This is a genomic window from Ruminococcus sp. CAG:57 (genome assembly GCF_000435935.1).
GTDB classification, from domain to species: Bacteria; Bacillota; Clostridia; order Oscillospirales; family Ruminococcaceae; genus Hominimerdicola; species Hominimerdicola aceti.
On sequence record NZ_FR890695.1, the window covers coordinates 20673 to 39069 of the forward strand.

General features: G+C 41.2%; 14 protein-coding genes. All 14 read left to right on the forward strand.

The features are described from left to right. Positions 1-12: 12 nt before the first annotated feature. The 14 genes from xseB (at position 13) to rpmI (ending at position 18392) form a co-directional block, all read left to right on the forward strand. A complete protein-coding gene (gene xseB / locus QVO88_RS01965; RefSeq protein ID WP_022286854.1) occupies positions 13-201 on the forward strand; it encodes an exodeoxyribonuclease VII small subunit in 189 nt (62 codons plus the stop codon). Then, positions 194-1087 carry a polyprenyl synthetase family protein gene (locus QVO88_RS01970; RefSeq protein ID WP_022286855.1) on the forward strand — a complete coding sequence of 298 codons (894 nt, stop codon included), beginning with the start codon at positions 194-196 and terminating at the stop codon, positions 1085-1087. The genes xseB and QVO88_RS01970 overlap by 8 nt, the downstream gene beginning before the upstream one ends. Positions 1088-1112: 25 nt before the next feature. After that, the gene (gene dxs / locus QVO88_RS01975) at positions 1113-2969 is read left to right on the forward strand and encodes a 1-deoxy-D-xylulose-5-phosphate synthase (protein ID WP_022286856.1); all 1857 of its coding nucleotides are present in this window, start codon (positions 1113-1115) and stop codon (positions 2967-2969) included. Beyond that, on the forward strand, positions 2962-3768 hold the full coding sequence (locus QVO88_RS01980; protein WP_022286857.1) for a TlyA family RNA methyltransferase: 807 nt from the start codon (positions 2962-2964) through the stop codon (positions 3766-3768). Before dxs ends, QVO88_RS01980 begins: the two co-directional genes overlap by 8 nt. A 19-nt stretch (positions 3769-3787) precedes the next feature. After that, a complete protein-coding gene (locus QVO88_RS01985) occupies positions 3788-4663 on the forward strand; it encodes an NAD(+)/NADH kinase (protein WP_022286858.1) in 876 nt (291 codons plus the stop codon). Then, a complete protein-coding gene (gene argR / locus QVO88_RS01990; RefSeq protein ID WP_022286859.1) occupies positions 4660-5118 on the forward strand; it encodes an arginine repressor in 459 nt (152 codons plus the stop codon). Before QVO88_RS01985 ends, argR begins: the two co-directional genes overlap by 4 nt. Before the next feature lie 21 nt (positions 5119-5139). Further along, positions 5140-6810, forward strand: a complete 1671-nt coding sequence (gene recN, locus QVO88_RS01995; protein WP_022286860.1) for a DNA repair protein RecN — start codon at positions 5140-5142, stop codon at positions 6808-6810. Positions 6811-6918: 108 nt separating this feature from the next. Next, positions 6919-7590: a vitamin B12 dependent-methionine synthase activation domain-containing protein gene (locus tag QVO88_RS02000; RefSeq protein WP_022286861.1), complete on the forward strand. Its 672-nt coding sequence runs from the start codon at positions 6919-6921 to the stop codon at positions 7588-7590. Further along, complete coding sequence (locus QVO88_RS02005; RefSeq protein WP_022286862.1) at positions 7580-9946, forward strand: homocysteine S-methyltransferase family protein; 2367 nt, start codon at positions 7580-7582, stop codon at positions 9944-9946. Before QVO88_RS02000 ends, QVO88_RS02005 begins: the two co-directional genes overlap by 11 nt. A 60-nt stretch (positions 9947-10006) precedes the next feature. Continuing rightward, positions 10007-10243 (forward strand): hypothetical protein, encoded by a 237-nt coding sequence (locus QVO88_RS02010; protein ID WP_022286863.1) that lies wholly within the window; start codon positions 10007-10009, stop codon positions 10241-10243. A 95-nt stretch (positions 10244-10338) separates the two neighbouring features. Further along, the gene (locus QVO88_RS02015) at positions 10339-13695 is read left to right on the forward strand and encodes a PD-(D/E)XK nuclease family protein (RefSeq protein ID WP_022286864.1); all 3357 of its coding nucleotides are present in this window, start codon (positions 10339-10341) and stop codon (positions 13693-13695) included. After that, positions 13696-17406: a UvrD-helicase domain-containing protein gene (locus tag QVO88_RS02020; protein WP_022286865.1), complete on the forward strand. Its 3711-nt coding sequence runs from the start codon at positions 13696-13698 to the stop codon at positions 17404-17406. A 211-nt stretch (positions 17407-17617) separates the two neighbouring features. Beyond that, positions 17618-18172 carry a translation initiation factor IF-3 gene (gene infC, locus QVO88_RS02025; protein WP_022286866.1) on the forward strand — a complete coding sequence of 185 codons (555 nt, stop codon included), beginning with the start codon at positions 17618-17620 and terminating at the stop codon, positions 18170-18172. 22 nt (positions 18173-18194) lie between these two features. Beyond that, positions 18195-18392 carry a 50S ribosomal protein L35 gene (gene rpmI / locus QVO88_RS02030; protein WP_022286867.1) on the forward strand — a complete coding sequence of 66 codons (198 nt, stop codon included), beginning with the start codon at positions 18195-18197 and terminating at the stop codon, positions 18390-18392. Positions 18393-18397: the final 5 nt, after the last annotated feature.

The following is an 18397-nucleotide window of genomic DNA, read 5'->3' on the forward strand; positions in this document are numbered from 1 at the left end:
AGGCTGTTTAAAATGACTTTTGAAGAAAATCTTACAAGACTTAATGATATAGTTGGTCAGCTTGAAAATGACAAGCTTCCTCTTGAGAAAGCTTTGGAACTTTATAAAGAGGGGATAGATCTGTCGGTCGAATGCAAAAAAAGCCTTGAAAGTGCAAAGCTTTCCGTAAAGGCTATGAACGGAGATAATAGCGATGAATGATATGAACAAAGCCACACTTGATTATTATGTGGAACTTATAGATAATAAACTGCTGGAGCTTACCCACTCAAAGCCTGAGCTTCAGGGTCAGGTAGTTGAGGCTATGGAGTATTCTTTGCAGGCAGGGGGCAAAAGGCTCAGACCTGTGCTTATGCTTGAATTTTGCCGTATGTGCGGCGAGCGTCAGCCTGAGAAGTATGCAGAGATAGCTTGTTCTATTGAACTTATACACACTTTTTCTCTTATACATGACGATCTGCCCTGTATGGACGATGATGATTACAGACGTGGAAAGCCCTCATGTCATAAAGCTTTTCCTGAAAATATCGCACTCCTTGCAGGCGATGCACTAAACACTCTTGCTTTTGAAGTGATTGCCAACAGTGCCATGAACGGTGTTATATCTGCCGACAAGGCTGTTATGCTTATCTCTGTTCTGGCAAGAGCAGTAGGCACTGACGGCATGATAGGCGGTCAGGTGATAGACCTTAAATATGAAAATAAAGAAATAGATGTTGATACACTGAATATTTTGCAGACCTGCAAAACAGGCGCACTTATTGAAGCCGCTTGTGTAATGGGCGTTATTCTCGGCGATAAGCTTGAGGCTATCCCATTTGCGGCAGATTATGCTCAGGCAATGGGCAGAGCATTTCAGATAGTTGACGATATCCTTGACGTAACAGGCACTTTTGAGGAGCTTGGCAAGCCTATCGGCAGTGACAGCGAACAGCATAAAAACACATATGTATCCCTTCTTGGACTTGACAAGTCAGAACAGATAGCAAAACAACTGACAGTTCAAGCACTGGGTCATCTTAAATATTTTGAGGATAGCGTTTTCCTCACAGAGCTTACATCTGATATGCTTACAAGAAGAAGTTGATAAAAAGATTGGAGATCTAGATATAATGTCGGAAATAAAAAAGCCTGATATTTATAAAATGAATTTGCCTGCCGACCTGAAAAAGCTTTCCACTGCGCAGTGTGAGGAGCTTTGCGGTGATATAAGGAAAATTCTTATAGATACGGTTTCAAAAAACGGCGGTCATCTTGCGTCAAATCTTGGTACTGTGGAGCTTACAATGGCTATCCACAGAGTTTTTGAATCACCTAAAGATAAAATCGTCTGGGACGTTGGTCATCAGGCATATACACATAAAATACTTACGGGTAGACTCAAAGAGTTTAAAACTCTCAGACAGGAAAACGGTATTTCGGGTTTTTGCAGACCTGACGAGTCAGTGCATGACGCTTTTATAAGCGGTCACAGCTCTACGTCTGTTTCTGCTGCGCTTGGGATCGCCACAGCAATGAAGCTGAGTGGTGATAAAACTCACCATGCTATTGCTGTAGTCGGTGACGGTGCTTCAACAGGTGGCGAGCTTTACGAGGGACTTAACAATGCAGGCAAAAGTGATACAAATATCATCGTTATCCTCAACTACAATGAAATGTCTATCTCAAAAAATGTTGGCGGAATGGCAAAATATCTTTCCTCCATGCGTACAAAAGAGAGCTATCAGCGCACAAAGGGCAGAGTAGAGAGAATGCTTGATAAGACGCCTGTTATAGGTAAACCTGTGAAAAATGCCGTTCGTAACTCCAAAAATGCGGTCAAGAACATGATACTTCACAGCACCATGTTTGAAGATCTTGGCTTTCACTATATTGGACCTATCGACGGACACAATCTTGAAGAACTTGAACAGGGACTTATGGCTGCAAAGGCAGTAAACAAGCCTGTTTTTGTTCATGTGAATACTATAAAAGGCAAGGGATATGCTCCTGCAGAAGCTAACCCGGGAGAGTTTCACGGGGTCGGCTCCTTTGAGATAAAAACGGGCAATCCCGACGTCGTACTTTCTGACAGCTTTTCTTCTATAATGGGAAAAGAGCTTTGTGAAATGGGAGAAAAGAATAAGCGTCTTTGTGCAGTCACTGCGGCAATGAAATACGGCACGGGGCTTCAGTATTTTGCGAAGCGTTTTCCTGAACGCTTCTTTGATGTAGGCATTGCCGAAGAACACGCAGTTACTTTCTGTGCTGGGCTTGCTTCTATGAACTATGTACCTGTTTTTGCTGTGTACTCATCGTTTTTGCAAAGGTCATACGACCAACTTATCCATGATATGGCAATAGGAGGTTGTCATGCAGTTATATGCGTTGACCGCGCAGGTATAGTCGGTGATGATGGTGAAACACATCAGGGAATTTTTGATGTTTCTTTTCTTACCTCTGTGCCAAATATGAGGATATACTCCCCGTCTAATTATGACGAACTCAGGCTGTGCCTGCATAAAGCTGTTGAGGACGACAGTGGCATTTGCGCTGTGAGATATCCAAGGGACAGGGATCAATCACTGTATGATACATCTGATCCTGTTTCAACTTACGTTTATCGTCATATAGAGGGCGCAAAGGTTCTGCTTGTTACATACGGCAGGCTTGCAAATGATCTTTTTACAGCTATAGAAATACTCAGAAATCGTGATATAAAGTGCGATATTATTAAGCTCGTGAATATTTTCCCTATAGACAATGAGGTGGTTGATATAATGTCAGCCTACGATGCTGTGCTGTTCTTTGAGGAAGCTTATTACTGTGGAAGTATTTCAGAGAAGTATGCTTCTATCTGCCCAAATGTGGCTCAGTTTGCTATTGACGGTTTCGTGAAGCACGGAAAATGTGATGTGCTACTTGACGAGCTTGGTTTTTCAGCAGAGAAAATGGCTGATACAGTTGAGGGCTTTTTGAAAGATGAGTGAAAGACTTGATGTGTATATAGTTACGAACTGCGGCGTAAAAAGCCGAGAACGTGCCAAGCAGCTTATAAAAAATGGATTTGTGTCGGTAAACGGCAAGGTCTGCGTCAAGCCTTCTATATTGGTTGATGAGAACGACGGGGTGAAATGTAGGCCTGACGATATGAAGTTTGTCGGCAGGGGCGGACTTAAGCTTGAACACGCCTGCAATGTTTTCGGGCTTGACTTAACAGGTAAAGTTTGTGCAGATATCGGTGCTTCAACTGGGGGATTTACTCAGTGTATGCTTGAACATGGCGCAGAATTTGTCTATGCGGTGGACGTGGGTCACGGACAGCTTGATGAAAGTTTGTGCAATGACAGCAGGGTGAAAAACTGTGAGGGCGTGAATGCACGATATCTGACAGCGGATTTTTTTGACAGACCTGTGCAGTTCATAAGTGGTGACCTTTCGTTTATTTCTCTAAAACTTGTTATAAAATCCCTTTGCGATTGTCTTTGCGATGGCGGCGAAATGGTTCTTCTTATAAAACCTCAGTTTGAGGCTGGCAAGCAGGCTCTCAATAAAAAGGGTATCGTCAAAGATCGTAAAGACCATGTGAGAGTGATAACCGAGCTTCTTGGCTGTTTTCGAGCAGAGGGGCTTGCGGCTGAAAAGATAACAATTTCACCTGTTAAGGGCGGCGACGGCAATCTTGAATATCTTATTCTACTTAAAAACGCTGACATGACGGCTGACAAGCTTGGTCAGCTCAATATAAAAGAATTTGTGAACGAAGCTTTTGATAGCTTCAAAGACTAAACGCAAGAGTGGTAATATTATGAAAATCTATCTTTATCCAAATCTTGATAAAACTCATTGCTTTGAGTATACGACCGCAACATATGAAAGGCTGCACAAAAATGGTGCAAAACTTTTTATGGATAGATGCTATAAGCACGTTTTCGGAAAGCTCGATATCACTTTCTGTAGCGAAGACGAGTGTGTAAAGCAGTGTGATATGATTATTGCGATCGGTGGTGACGGAACGATACTCAAATGCTCTCTTAAGGGCTGTGAGTTTGAGAAGCCTATACTTGGCATAAACTGTGGCAGACTCGGTTTTATGGCCTCTCTTGAACATTCACAGCTTGAATTGCTGGACAAGCTTTTTTCTGGAGAATATACCCTCAGCCGCCGAATGATGTTAAACGTAAATGTCGAATGTGGCGGTGAAAATAAGTCATATACTGCGCTTAATGACGTTGCAGTAACAAAAGCTGACGATTGTAAGATAGCCGATTTTGAGGTATCAAAAAACGGCAGACTTATTTCTTCACTTCGTGCAGACGGCGTTATACTTTCTACAGCCACAGGCTCAACAGCCTATTCAATGTCAGCAGGCGGACCTATAATCGAACCTGAAATGAAGTGTATAGAGTTCACACAGATATGTGCTCACTCGCTTTTTGCAAGATCTATGATACTTTCAGAGGACAGCGTTATGAAAGTCAAGTGTCACACTAACAGTGGCTCTCACGCAATCGTCAGCGTTGACGGTAATAATGTTTTCAGACTTTCGGCAGAGGACACTGTGATAGTATCAAAGTCAAAGTATTTTGTTGAAATCATAGATATAAGCGGCGGCAGCTTTTTCTCGTCAATAAACAAAAAGCTTATGCAGCCGTTGAAGGAATCAGCGGAGGACGGCATATGAAAAATCAGCGTCAGAATTTGATAATGCAGATTGTCAAAGACGAAAATATCGGCACTCAGGAGGAACTTCGTGAAGCGCTTAAAAGGCATGGTCTGAAAGTCACTCAGGCAACAGTTTCAAGGGATATAAAAGAGCTTTCCCTTGTAAAGACCATTGGTTCAGACGGCAATTATAAATACAGCCTGCCTGCACTCAAAAAAGATATTGCAGAGCAAAACAATGGTATTTTTGGCATAATTTCAGACGCCGTTGTGTCAGTGGATCATGCGCTTAACACTGTAGTTGTGAAATGTCATACGGGCATGGCACAGGCGGTGTGTGCAAAGCTTGACAAGTTAGGGCTTGACAATGTTGTGGGAACGCTTGCAGGTGACGACACGATATTCATACTTATGCGGACAGAAAAAGATGCGTCCCATATGGCAGAGGAACTGAGATCCTCTATTATTTCTTAAACAGCAGAGGAATGATCTAAAATGTTAAGTGAACTTTATATTGAAAATCTTGCCGTGATTGAAAAGGCAACTATAGATTTTTCTGATAAGCTTAATGTTTTCACAGGCGAAACGGGAGCAGGTAAGTCTATACTTATAAATGGAATAAATGCTATCCTCGGTCAGCGTGTCACTAAGGATATTGTGAGAACAGGCACGGACAAGGCTGTTATTTCAGCGTTGTTTACTGACATTGGGGACAATGTTTTGCAGGTACTAGACGAACTTGGCATAAGCGCAGAAGACGGACAGCTTTTTCTTACCCGTGAGATACGTTCAGATGGTGGAAGCGTTGCAAGAGTCAACTCGAGAGCGGTGAACGTTTCCGTACTTAAAGCTATCGGAGAAACGCTTGTAACTATCCATGGACAGCACGACAATCAGATACTCATGGCTCCTGAACGTCATATAGAGATACTTGACAGCTATGCCGAATCGGAAGCTCTTATAGAAGATTATCACAGCTCTTTCAGAGAGCTTCAAAGCATTGCAAAGAAGATAAACAAGATAAAAACTGAGCAAAGCAAAAAAGAGTTTCGCATGGCTGAGCTTGCTGATATTGTTGAGGAGATAAATGCGCTCAACATTCATGAAGGCGAGGATAAAGAGATAGAAGCAGAGCTTAACATCTCTAAAAATGCTGTTGCAATCTCTGAGGCTCTTTATATGGCAAAACAACTTCTTTCGGGCGATGATGACACAGATGGTGCAGTGGAGATGACGCAGAGAGCTTCAAAATCGGTTGAGGGATATACTGATATAATGACTGAGATATCGCCTATATATGACAGACTTAGTTCTGCGGCTATTGAAATGGAGGATATTTCTGAGGAGATAGGCTCACTTCTTGACAGCCTCGATATCGACCCGAAACGTTATGATTACCTTAATCAGCGTTCTGATGAACTCAGGCGTATCATGAAGAAATATGGACCTGAACTTGATGATGTACTGACTACTCTTGAAAATTCACAGAATGAGCTTGATGAACTGAGCGGAGCAGAGCAGAGCTTAGACGAGCTTAATAAAGAAAAGGAAAGACTTCTTGCGGAGGTATCAAAGAAAGCCAAAGCACTTTCAGACCATAGAAAGAAAGCAGGAGAACGGTTTGTTTCTCAGGTAACAGAGGAGCTTGAATTTCTCAATATGCCAAAGGTCAAGCTGGTGGTTCAGCAGAAAACAGGCAAGCTCACCATAAATGGCATGGATAGCATAGAGTTTCTTATTTCTGCAAACCTGGGCGAAGAGCCAAAGCCTATTGCGAAGATCGCTTCAGGCGGTGAGCTTTCAAGAATAATGCTTGCACTGAAAAACGTAATTGCAGAAAAGGACAGTATCGGCACGCTGATATTTGACGAGATAGACACAGGAGTAAGCGGCAGAGCGGCTCAGAAGATAGGTATAAAGCTGAAACAGATATCTCGCCTTAGGCAAGTTCTTTGTGTGACCCACCTTGCCCAAATGGCTGTTATGGCGGATAATCATTTGCTTATTGAGAAAAATATACAGGGCGACAGGACAGTTACAACTGTTAGAACTCTCGATCATGAGCAGAGAAAGTATGAGATAGCAAGGATAATGGGCGGTGAAAATATCACAGAGCTTATGCTTGAAAATGCTGAACAGTATCTTAAAGACGCTGACAATATGTAACACAAAGTCCCTGATGATTGCGGGGACTTTTTTTGTGAACGTACATTTATTATTTATTGTTGTAAAATTCATAGTAATGTGGTATAATAATAATCGGTAGGTGATTATTTGAAACTTGAACATATAAACGTCAAAGAAGCCGTGAGATATATGGGAATGGGCAATAACAAGCCAGACGAACGCACGGCTTTGTTGATAGATGAATGTGAAAAAGAGCTTTTGAAGGTCATTGAGCCTAAATTTGTGTACAGAGTGTTTGATGTCGCTCATAAAGAGAACGGTGTTGAGGTCATCGGTACTCCGTTGTTTCTTGGCGGCAATGATATATGCAGACACCTTGAGGGGTGCAGTAAATGCGTGCTTTTTGCAGCGACTATTTCTTCGGGCGTTGATAGAAAGCTTCGTGCTTATGAAGCAGAGGATATGGCTAAAGCTATGATAGCGGATTGCCTTGCAAGTGCGGCTGTGGAGCAGGTATGCGATATAGTTGACAACACTGTGAAAGAAAAGCTCAGCGGATATAATCAGACATGGAGGTTTTCTCCTGGTTATGGCGATCTGCCTATCAGCGTGCAGAGAGTTTTTCTTGACGTACTCAATGCGCAGAAATTTATCGGGCTTAATGCAACTGAAAATAATATACTGACGCCGAGAAAGTCTGTTACGGCGGTAATCGGATTGTCAAAAAATGAAATATCAAAAGGCAGACGTGGTTGTGCCTGCTGTAATATGAGGGAAGTCTGTCAATTCAGAAAAAGAGGAGATCATTGTGGATTTTAGAACATTACTTAAAACAAAAGAATTTGTCATACTTGACGGAGCAATGGGTACGATGCTTCAGGCAAAGGGACTTGAAATGGGTGGCACTCCTGAAGCCCTTAACATAGACAAGCCTGATTGGCTGGTGGACATACACCGCCAGTATATAAACGCAGGCTCAGACATTGTTTACGCCAACACTTTCGGTGCAAACAGACACAAGCTTGAAAAGTGCGGATATACTGTCCAGCAGGCTATCCCTGCGGCTATAAAAAATGCAAGAAAAGCCTGTGAGGGTACTGATACCTTTGTTGCTCTTGATATCGGACCTATCGGACAGCTTCTAGAGCCAACAGGAACGCTCACTTTTGAAGAAGCTTACGATATTTATAAGGAGCAGATACTTGCAGGAGCTGACGCAGACCTTATCGTTTTTGAAACAATGACAGATCTCTATGAACTTAAAGCGGCTGTTCTTGCGGCAAAGGAAAACAGCGATCTTCCTATAGTCTGCACAATGACTTTTGAGGAAAATATGCGTACATTTACGGGCGTTGCCATAAGCTCCATGGCTTTGACTTTGGAGGGTCTGGGCGTTGACGCAATCGGTGTGAACTGCTCTTTAGGACCAAAGGAGCTTTATCCTGTTGTGGAGGAGCTTTGCAAGTGGACAAATCTCCCTGTTGTAGTAAAGCCTAATGCAGGACTTCCTGACCCTGTTACAAATGAATATAACTGTTCACCTGAAGATTTTGCGGAGTTTGCAGAAAAGCTTATCCCATTGGGAGTTAAGGTGCTTGGAGGTTGCTGCGGAACTAACCCTGAGTATATCAAAAAGCTGGCTGAAATGCTCAAAGGCAAGAAGCACGTCAGCGTGCATAATGATATCCCTGCCGCTTGCTGTTCACCGACACATACTGTAGTTATAGACCAGCCAAGAATAATCGGTGAGCGTATCAATCCTACTGGCAAGAAGCGTTTTAAAGAAGCACTGCTTGCAAACGATATTGACTATATCCTTGGTCAGGCTATCGAGCAGATACACGCAGGTGCGGATATTCTTGATGTAAATGTTGGTCTGCCGGGAATTGACGAAAAGAGTATGATGGTCAAGGCTGTAAAGGCTTTGCAGGGCGTTGTCGATGTGCCTTTGCAGGTGGATTCAACTATACCTGAGGTGCTTGAAGCGGCTCTGAGGGCTTATAATGGCAAGCCTATCGTCAATTCTGTAAACGCTGAGGACAGCTCCATTGAAAATGTTCTTCCTCTTGTAAAGAAATATGGTGCGGCTGTGGTAGGTCTTACTCTTGATGAAAACGGCATACCAAAGAGTGCTGACAAGAGATTTGAGCTTGCTAAAAAGATACTTGACAAGGCGCTTGAATACGGCATTAGAAAAGAAGATGTGTATATAGATTGTCTTACTCTTACCGCTTCTGCGGAGCAGGAAAATGTTATGCAGACAGTAAATGCAGTGGAACGAGTAAAGAACGAGCTTGGACTTAAAACAGTTCTCGGTGTATCGAATATCAGCTTTGGTCTGCCTAGCAGAGAGATAGTTAATCACAACTTTCTTATGATGGCGCTCACAAAGGGTCTTGACCTGCCGATAATGAATCCTAATATTGATTCCATGACGGCAACTGTTCGTGCCTACAAGCTTCTGACAAACATTGATAAAAACTCTGTTGACTTTATTTCTCACTACGGTGGCGAGAAAAAAACTGCTCCTGCCGCAACAGGCGCAAAAGCTGAGATAGACTTGCCGTATGCTATCGAAAACGGTCTGAAGAAAGAAGCAGCTGACCTTACTGCAAAGCTTTTGCAGGAAACAGAAGCCATGAACATTGTCAATGATATGCTTATCCCGGCACTTGATAAGGCTGGTGCAGAATTTGAAAAGGGCAAGCTTTTTCTGCCGCAGCTTATCCAGACAGCAGGCACTGCACAGGCTTGCTTTGAGGTAATAAAAAATTACATTCTGTCAACGGGTGAAAAAAGCGTTTCTAAGGGCAAGATAATCCTTGCAACAGTAAAGGGTGATATCCACGATATCGGCAAGAACATTGTAAAGGTACTTCTTGAAAACTATGGTTATGACGTTATTGACCTTGGCAAGGACGTTGACTATCAGACAGTAGTTGATTGTGCAATAGAAAATGACGTACATCTTATCGGTCTTTCTGCGCTTATGACAACAACTCTTGTGAGCATGGAAAATACAGTTAAGCTTCTTCGTGAAAACAATGTTGACTGCAAGATAATAGTAGGCGGTGCGGTGGTAACGGCTGACTATGCAGAGCAGATAGGCGCTGACTATTATGCAAAAGACGCAAAAGAGTCGGTAGATATCGCAAGAAAATTTTTCGGAAACTGAATAAAATAACTATGACCTCCCATAATCTGAACAACAGATATTTATGGGAGGCCATTTTTAATGAAAAAGTTTGTTACAGCTATCATCATTTCATTTGTCGTTACAGTAAGCTCTGCAGGCATCAAAGCCGCTGCTTTTTCCTCATCAAACCTTGGGGCAGCGTTCGTTTTGAGCAATGTTATGTCAGATGAAAAAAACGATAAAAATGGCAGTGGCATAACTGTTATAGACGGCAATAGGGAAGATATAAAGTTTTCTTTTAAAATAGCCGAGATAATTAAAAGCCTTTTTAGATAAGTGTACATTTATTTGTACTTGTATCAAAAGTACGATTGACTTTTGAGCCTTGCCGTGTTATTATATAAATATCAATCATAACGGAGGCTCATTCAATGGTAACAGTTATAAGCGGTGGCTCTCACAGTGGACGTGACAAAGTTTTCATAGATAAGATCAAGTCTGCTGTAAAAAACGGCGAGCAGGTCATGGTCATAATACCAGATCAGTTTTCTTTTGAATATGATAAAAAACTGTATGAACACCTTGGTGCGGCAGATTTCAACGTCATACAGACTGCAGGCTTTAACCGTATCGCTGAGTTCACAGAGAAGCTTTATGGCGGTAGTGCAAAAGAAAATGCCGATGATAACGTCCGCACTATTCTTATGTATAAGGCTGTCAGACGTCTTAAGCAGACCAAGGATATCCGCTTTTATAAAAAGAGTCTTGAAAAGGGCAGTTTCTTAGCCGAACTTAATGAACTTGTGAGCCAGTTTCGTGAAAGCGGAATAACACCACAGGATCTAGCTCTTGCTGCTGAGAAGCAGAGCGGCTCTCTTGCCATGAAACTTTTTGATATTTCAAGACTTTATGATTTTTACATGGATGAGCTTGAAAAGGCAGGAATGCAGGATACACTGTCTGCAATGGCAAGAAGTGTGGATCAGGTCAAGGAAAACGGATATTTCCGTGGAATGACAGTTTTTGTTGACGCTTTCAACGATTTCTCTTTTGATGAACTTAAAATGCTTGACGCTTGTATCGCACAATGCAAGAGTATAACGTTCTCTCTATGTATCGACAATGAAAGCATTAGAAGATATTCAAATCACCCTTTTGCTGATACTCTTAAAACGTTGCAACAGATAACAGATATTTCCGCTGATCATAATTACAAGGTCAACACCATAGAGTGTCACAACAGTTCATTCAAAGCCCCTGAACTAGAATATATCAGCAAAGAGATTTACAACACCTGCAAAAAGCCATACATCGGAAAGTGCGAAAATGTTTCTGTTATATCAGCAACGGATATTTACGAAGAAAGTGAATTTGTCAGTGGAAAGATATGGGAACTTGTCAGAGGAAAAGGCTATAAATTCAGTGACATAGCTTTGCTTGCAAGAAACCTTAAAGATTGTGCTTCCGTTTTTGAGGGTACGTTTGACAGATATGAGATACCATATTTTTCAGACTGCAGTGACAGTGTTTCTTCATCATCTCTGGTGAGGTATATGAACTCGCTTTTCAAGTGCTTGCTTTCAAGAAAGTATTCCACGGACAATATTTTGAAATACATAAAATCGCCGCTTTTTCCAATGCTGAATATCGAGATATCAAATCTGGAAGACTATTGCATACGCTGGAGCGTTGATGGTGATATGTGGCTCAGTGATTTTACTGTTGCAGGTGATCTCAGCGAAAAACAGCTTGAAAAAATAAACTGCTCAAGACGAAAGATAATCGAGCCTTTTGAAGCATTTAAAAGCAAACTTGTTAAAGACGTTACAGCAGGGGAACTGTGCCGTGGGCTTTATGATCTTCTTGGCAGCATTGAGCTTTCTCAGCAGACCTTTTCTGTAGTAAAAAAGGCAGGAACTTCGGATAACGAAACTCAGCTTGAAATGGCAAGAGGATTGAAACAACTTTGGAACTCTGTTCTTTCGGCTATCAAATCCGTCTATGACTGCATGAATGACGAAGTTATCTCCCTCCGACAGTTTTATGAGCTTTTCAAGCTCATGCTTTCGCAAATGAGTGTTTCACGTCCTCCGCAGAAACTTGACTGCGTAAGGATATGCGACCCGAGCCATTCAAGGCTTGAGGGCGTAAAGGCTGTCTTTCTTGTTGAGGTGAACGACGGCATATTTCCTGCGACTTTAAGCTCTGGTGGACTTATCACAGAAAATGAAAAAATGATATTAGAGGGAAGCGATATTCATATCTCACACAGCGCAAGAAAATCTTTTCAGACAGAGAAGCTTGTGTGCTACAACGCTTTTACCCTTGCAGACGAAAAGCTCTATGTGCTTTATTCAGAATCTGACCTTGTAGGAGAAGCTCACCACCCCTCTGCACTTGTTTCCGAGCTTAACGGAATGTTTGGCAAAATCAATACCAAAGCTCAGGATGTGGGGCTTGATTTTTACTGCACTTCTTTCAGGACAGCTTACTATAAATATATGGAACATTCCCGAGATAAAAACGCTACAGTTTCTGCGATTAGGTCTGTGTTGGGGTTATCGCAGGAATATGCCGAGAAACTTATGCGAACAAAGAATCTTCATGAAAACGGTGACTATAAGCTTGACGAAAAGACAGCAGAAAAGCTTTTCATGTCAGAACAGCCTGCAAAGGTCTCGCCTACTCAGCTTGATACATATTATAAATGCCCGTTCAATTATTTCTGCAAGTATGGTCTTGGTCTTAAAACTGTCAGAAAGGCAGACATCGACGGGCTTAACAGGGGACTTATCATTCATCAGCTTCTTGAAAAGATAATGCGTAAAGGTGATGACGGCACAGGCTTTGACAATGCTTTCCTTACTCTCTCAGATGATGAGATAAAAGAGTATATCCACAAAAACGTTACCGAATATATAAAGGAAAGCCTTGGTGGAATGTTCGGAAAATCTCCGTCATTTGTATTTTTACAGGAGCGTATGGAAAGCAATATCCTGCATATCATTCGTTTTATGCAGAATGAGCTTCTTCACTCAAAATTCAGACCTGCGCTTTTGGAATACAAAATAGACAAGTCCGAAGGAGAAGACAGACTAATCATAGACGTAAACGGCAGAGATAAGATAATCCTTACGGGAATTATCGACAGAGTTGACGTTTTCGAGGACGAGAACGGTGAAAAATATGTGAGGATAATCGACTATAAAACAGGCTCTATTGACCTTAAATATTCAATGCTCTACAATGGCCTTAATTTGCAGATGTTCGTGTATCTTACCGCTTTACTTGAAACCAAAAATCCAGTGAATATAGACGGTGGATTGAAGCAGGCTGGTATCGTATACTACACGCTAGGAAACAAGCCTAAAACATACGAGCAGACAGCCGACGCTGACATAGAAGAAGCCGAGAGCAGATCACGGCTAAACGCTTTCAAGCCTATAGGAAAAGTCGTTGATATAAAGGTTGTCACTGAAGCTTTCAGCTCAGAAGAGAATTACGCCTATGCGCCTTTTAAATATTCTAAAACCAACGGCATTTCAGGCACTATTCCAGACGGCTTTTTTACAAAGCTCAGAGAATTTGCTATAGGCAAAGTGGCGCAATTTGGTGAACAGCTTTGCCAGGGAAACATTCAGGCAAGACCTGTGGCGGAAGCCTGCAAGCACTGTGATTTTCACGATATCTGCGGCAGGATAAACCAAGATGACGTTACAGACGTGAAAGACAGCGTTTATGAAGAAAAACTTATGGAAGAACTAACTGACAGAAAGGAGAAAAAATAATTGGCTGATACAAAATGGACCAAAGAGCAGGAAAGAGCCATTAGTGACCGTGGCAAGGGCATTATAGTTTCAGCGGCGGCAGGAAGCGGCAAAACCACAGTGCTTATAGAACGAATGATACAACTTCTTTCTGATGAAAAAAATAAAATACCTGCCGACAGACTTCTTGCAGTAACATTCACAAAAGAAGCCGCTTCAAGCATGAAAGAAAAACTCAGCCGTGCTTTTGACGAACAGCTTCGCCGTGACCCTGAAAACAAGTGGTTGCTTAGTCAGCAAAATCTTATCCAGCTTGCGAGGATATCTACAATAAATTCTTTCTGTCTTGACCTTGTGAAAAGTAATCTACATGAATTTGATTTTCAGGGAGGACTTGATATACTTGATGACAGTGTGCAAAATCTTATTTTGCAGGAAGCTATCACGCAGGCTTATGAAAAGCTTTGTGAAGAAGATTATGAAAGCTACAAACTGCTGAAAAACGCTTTTGCGGATAAAACTCTCAATGAAATCACCGACAATCTTTATAAATTCATGCGTTCGCTGCCGTTTTCTAAGCGTTGGAGAGCAGAGGTACATAAAAATTTTACTGATGATAAGATTTTTGACAGCTTTATAAAAGATAATATATGTGTAGCTCAAACAAAGCTGAAAGAAGCATTTTCAATGTATGAGGTTTTTGAAGAATATGCCTGCCGTAAAGAGATAGAAGGCATCCCTTTTATAAAACATATCAAAATGAATGAAACTGCCGACAGTGACAGAGAACTTCTTCATAGGTTAAGAAAGCTTCTTGAAAGCGGCGATATAGATACTATTGCTAAGTCAGATTGGAAATTCAGCACCATAAAAAGATTTCCCACAAACAAGGCTTTCAATGCATCACTTGACGATGATATTCGCATTAAGTTCAAGGACAATTATGCCTTCTGTGCATCATACAGAAACAAATATAAAGATATCGTAGCTAAAATTACCGATATGTTCAATAACACAAAACTAATCATGAAGGAAAATATGCTTGAATCTGACAGAATATTTACTGTTCTGTGCAGGGTATGCGAAGATATAGACAAGATCTCACAAGAAATGAAGCTTGAACGAAATGGCGTTACTTTTTCTGACGTTGAGATAATGGCGAGAGAATTGCTTGTAAAAGATACCGAGAATGGACCTGTTCGCACGGAGCTTTGCGAGGAAATTCGCAAAAACAAGCTATATGAGCTTATTTTCATAGACGAGTTTCAGGACGTGAATAATCTTCAGGAGCTTGTTTTCCGCTCGCTTTCTGATTCTGATAACTTGGATATCATGGGCAAAAATGTTTTTGTGGTAGGCGATATAAAGCAGGCTATATATCGTTTCAGACTCTCAAATCCTGAACTTTTCAGCAAAACGAGAAATGACGCTTCCGCACCTGAAAACAGCGAACAGCTCGAGGCTATCTTGCTAAGCAAGAATTTCAGAAGTCGTGAGTCTGTGGTTGATTTTGTAAATTTTCTGTTCCACTATCTTATGACACAGCACACAGGTCAGGTGGATTATGATAGAAATGAAGAACTTCGATACGGTGAACTTTATGATGAAAATAACAAGCCTACAGAAATAATGCTCATACCTTTTGATAAGGACTACAAAAAGACAAATGGCTATTCTGTGGAGAACAAAGTAATAGCACAAAAGATAAAGCATATGCTTGAAAACGGTGAGGAAGTCAAAGATCATGGCTCTCTAAGGCCGTGCCGTGCAGGAGATTTTTGTATACTTGTTCAAAAGAATGATGAAATTACCCTTATGGCAAAAGCCCTTGAAGAAGTAGGTCTGAAAGCATATTCTGAGGATACAAACGGATACATGAAGTCAAGAGAGATAACACTTGTGCTGAATATGCTCAGGGTAATTGACAATCCTATGAACGATATTGCAATGACAGCTATCATGATGTCGCCTATCATGGGATTTACGCCTGATGAAATGGCGGCAGTAACAGAAAAGTCAAAGAAGCCTAACAGCAAACTGAAAGACCATATCTATCAGGTGGTAGCGGCGTCAGCTTCTGCTGAGGACAGCCACGAAAAGGAAGCTACTCATATAAGTTTTAATAATAAAACATTGCAGGATAAGTGCATAGAGCTTAATAAGCTTATTAATTCCCTGCGTTATCTTTCAATGAGCATGGGTCTTGAACGGCTCATAAGAAAAATATACGACATGACCGACCTTATGGGGATCGTTTCGCTGTATCTTGATTCTGATAAAAAGCGAGCAAACCTTCGTCTGCTTCTTGAATATGCTTCATCCTATGAGCAAAATAGTCAGGAGGGCGTAACTGGTTTTCTAAGATATATCGACTCTGTGTCCTCAAATGAAAAAGCCTTTAAGCAGGCAATGACGGTAACAGAGGGCTCAGATTCCGTTTACATAAAGACCTACCATGCTTCAAAAGGTCTTGAATATCCATTTGTATTTTTATGTCAGCTTGACATACCGCTTATAAAGAAAGACAAAGGTTACTGTTCACATAACAAGCTGGGCTTTGCTTTCAGTTTTATGGATAACAGCAAACTTATGAGAAAAACTTCACTTTACTATGATAAGCTTTCAAAGGAATCAAAAGCAGAGGAAAAAAGTGAAAAACTCCGCCTGCTTTATGTTGGATGTACAAGAGCAAAAGAAAGACTTTTTGTAAGCTACGCACCGATTATTTACAGCAATACCACATATGAAAAGGTTATTGAACGTAAGGCGGGAATAGTTGACAGGCTTAGAAACATATACTCAAAGCAGGGAGATTCTCTTGAAAATGTTGTGGCGGACGCTGAAACGATGCTTGATTGGATAACAATAACGCTTGCACTTCACTCCACGGGTGATCAACTCACATCTTGGCTTGGCACTGATAATATAGCTGTCAGCGGGGACGAATATCCTGAGCCTGAGATAATATATAATGAATACGGCATTGAAAATACAGAACAGACACAGGAAGAAGATACATCTATTAACGAAATAGAAGCGGACAAAACAATGCTTAGAAATCTTCTTGACAAATTTGCATTTGAGTATGACTGGTCAGGAGTATCAACACCAGCAAAGCTTACTGTTACGGAGATAACTGCGGCTGAAAAAGAGAAGCAGACAGAGAAAACCGAACCTGAGTTTTATCCTAGTCTTCCACGGCTTGATGATGAGTTTGATAAACTATCAGCAGCGGAAAAGGGAACTTTTACCCACAAATTTATGGAGTTATCGGACTATGATAAGGCACATGAAAGCGTAAAAACAGAGCTTGAACGTCTTGTGAATCAGGGGTACTTCAGCCAGAAAGAAGCTGACGGAGTTTATGTTGAAGCACTTGAAGCATTCTTTAGATCTGATTTTTATGAGCGTGTGAAAAATTCCGATAATGTGATGCGTGAAAAGAAGTTTCTTGTTTCAATGAGCGATCTTGACTTAAGTGAAAATCTTCCTGAATATAATGGTAACAGCGGAATGCTTCAAGGTATCGCCGATTGTATCTTCCACGAGCCTGACGGATATGTTATTGTTGATTATAAAACTGACAGATTTAATGATTTGTCACAGCTCATGGGCTATAAAACACAGCTTGCACTGTATAAAGCATCGTTTGAGATGATACTCGGAGAGAAAATAAAAAGCTGTTATATTTATTCATTTTGGCTGCGAAAAGGGGTTGAAATCAAGCTCTGAATGTGATATAATGACATATAGAGAGTTTTGATAATATTTTTTTGAAATAATTTGAGAAAAGGTATTGACAAGTGGGTAAAAGTGTAGTATAATATCATGGTAAACAAAGCAGAACAATGTCCGTTCTCACCTTAAGCGCAGTTCTCTGTAGTAAAAAGGTCAACATGAATTTGCATATCAATGTGATTTTATGCGGGTACGGATCAGTTCTGTGCCCGTTTTATTTTATTTTTGGAGGTGCTGCGTCATTAGCAACAGGGAACATCAGATCAACGAAGAGATCCGTGATAAAGAACTCAGGGTCATAGACGTTGATGGAAATCAGCTTGGTATTTTAAGCGCTGACGAGGCTCTTAAAATTGCATTTGAGAAAGATCTTGATCTTGTAAAGATCGCTCCTCAGGCAACTCCGCCTGTATGCCGTATCATGGATTATGGCAAGTTCTGTTTTGAACAGACAAAGCGTGCGAAGGAAGCAAAGAAAAATCAGAAAGTTATCGAGATCAAGGAAGTTAGAATGTCATCTACGATCGACACTCATGATTTTAATGTAAAGGTCAATCAGGCTGTTAAATTCCTTAACGGAGGAGATAAGATAAAAGTTTCTGTAAGGTTCAAGAAAAGAACTTTGGCTCATCCACAGTTCGGTGAAGAACTTCTTGCAAAATTCAAAGACGCTATCTCTGAAGCCGGCGTTGTTGACAAGCCATCAAAAATGGAGGGACGCAGTCTTGTGATGTTCGTTTCTCCGAAAGTAAACAAGTAAAATAATAAGGAGGATAAATACAATGCCAAAGATCAAAACACATTCTGGTGCTAAGAAGCGTTTCAGTGTTACCGGTAGCGGTAAGGTTAAGTTCCAGCACACAAACAAAAGACACAGACTTACTCAGAAGGATCACAAGCGTAAGAGAATCCTGCGTGGTGCAGCTTATGCAGATGATACTAACATCAAGAACGTAAAGGCTCTTATCCCTTACAAATAAACGAG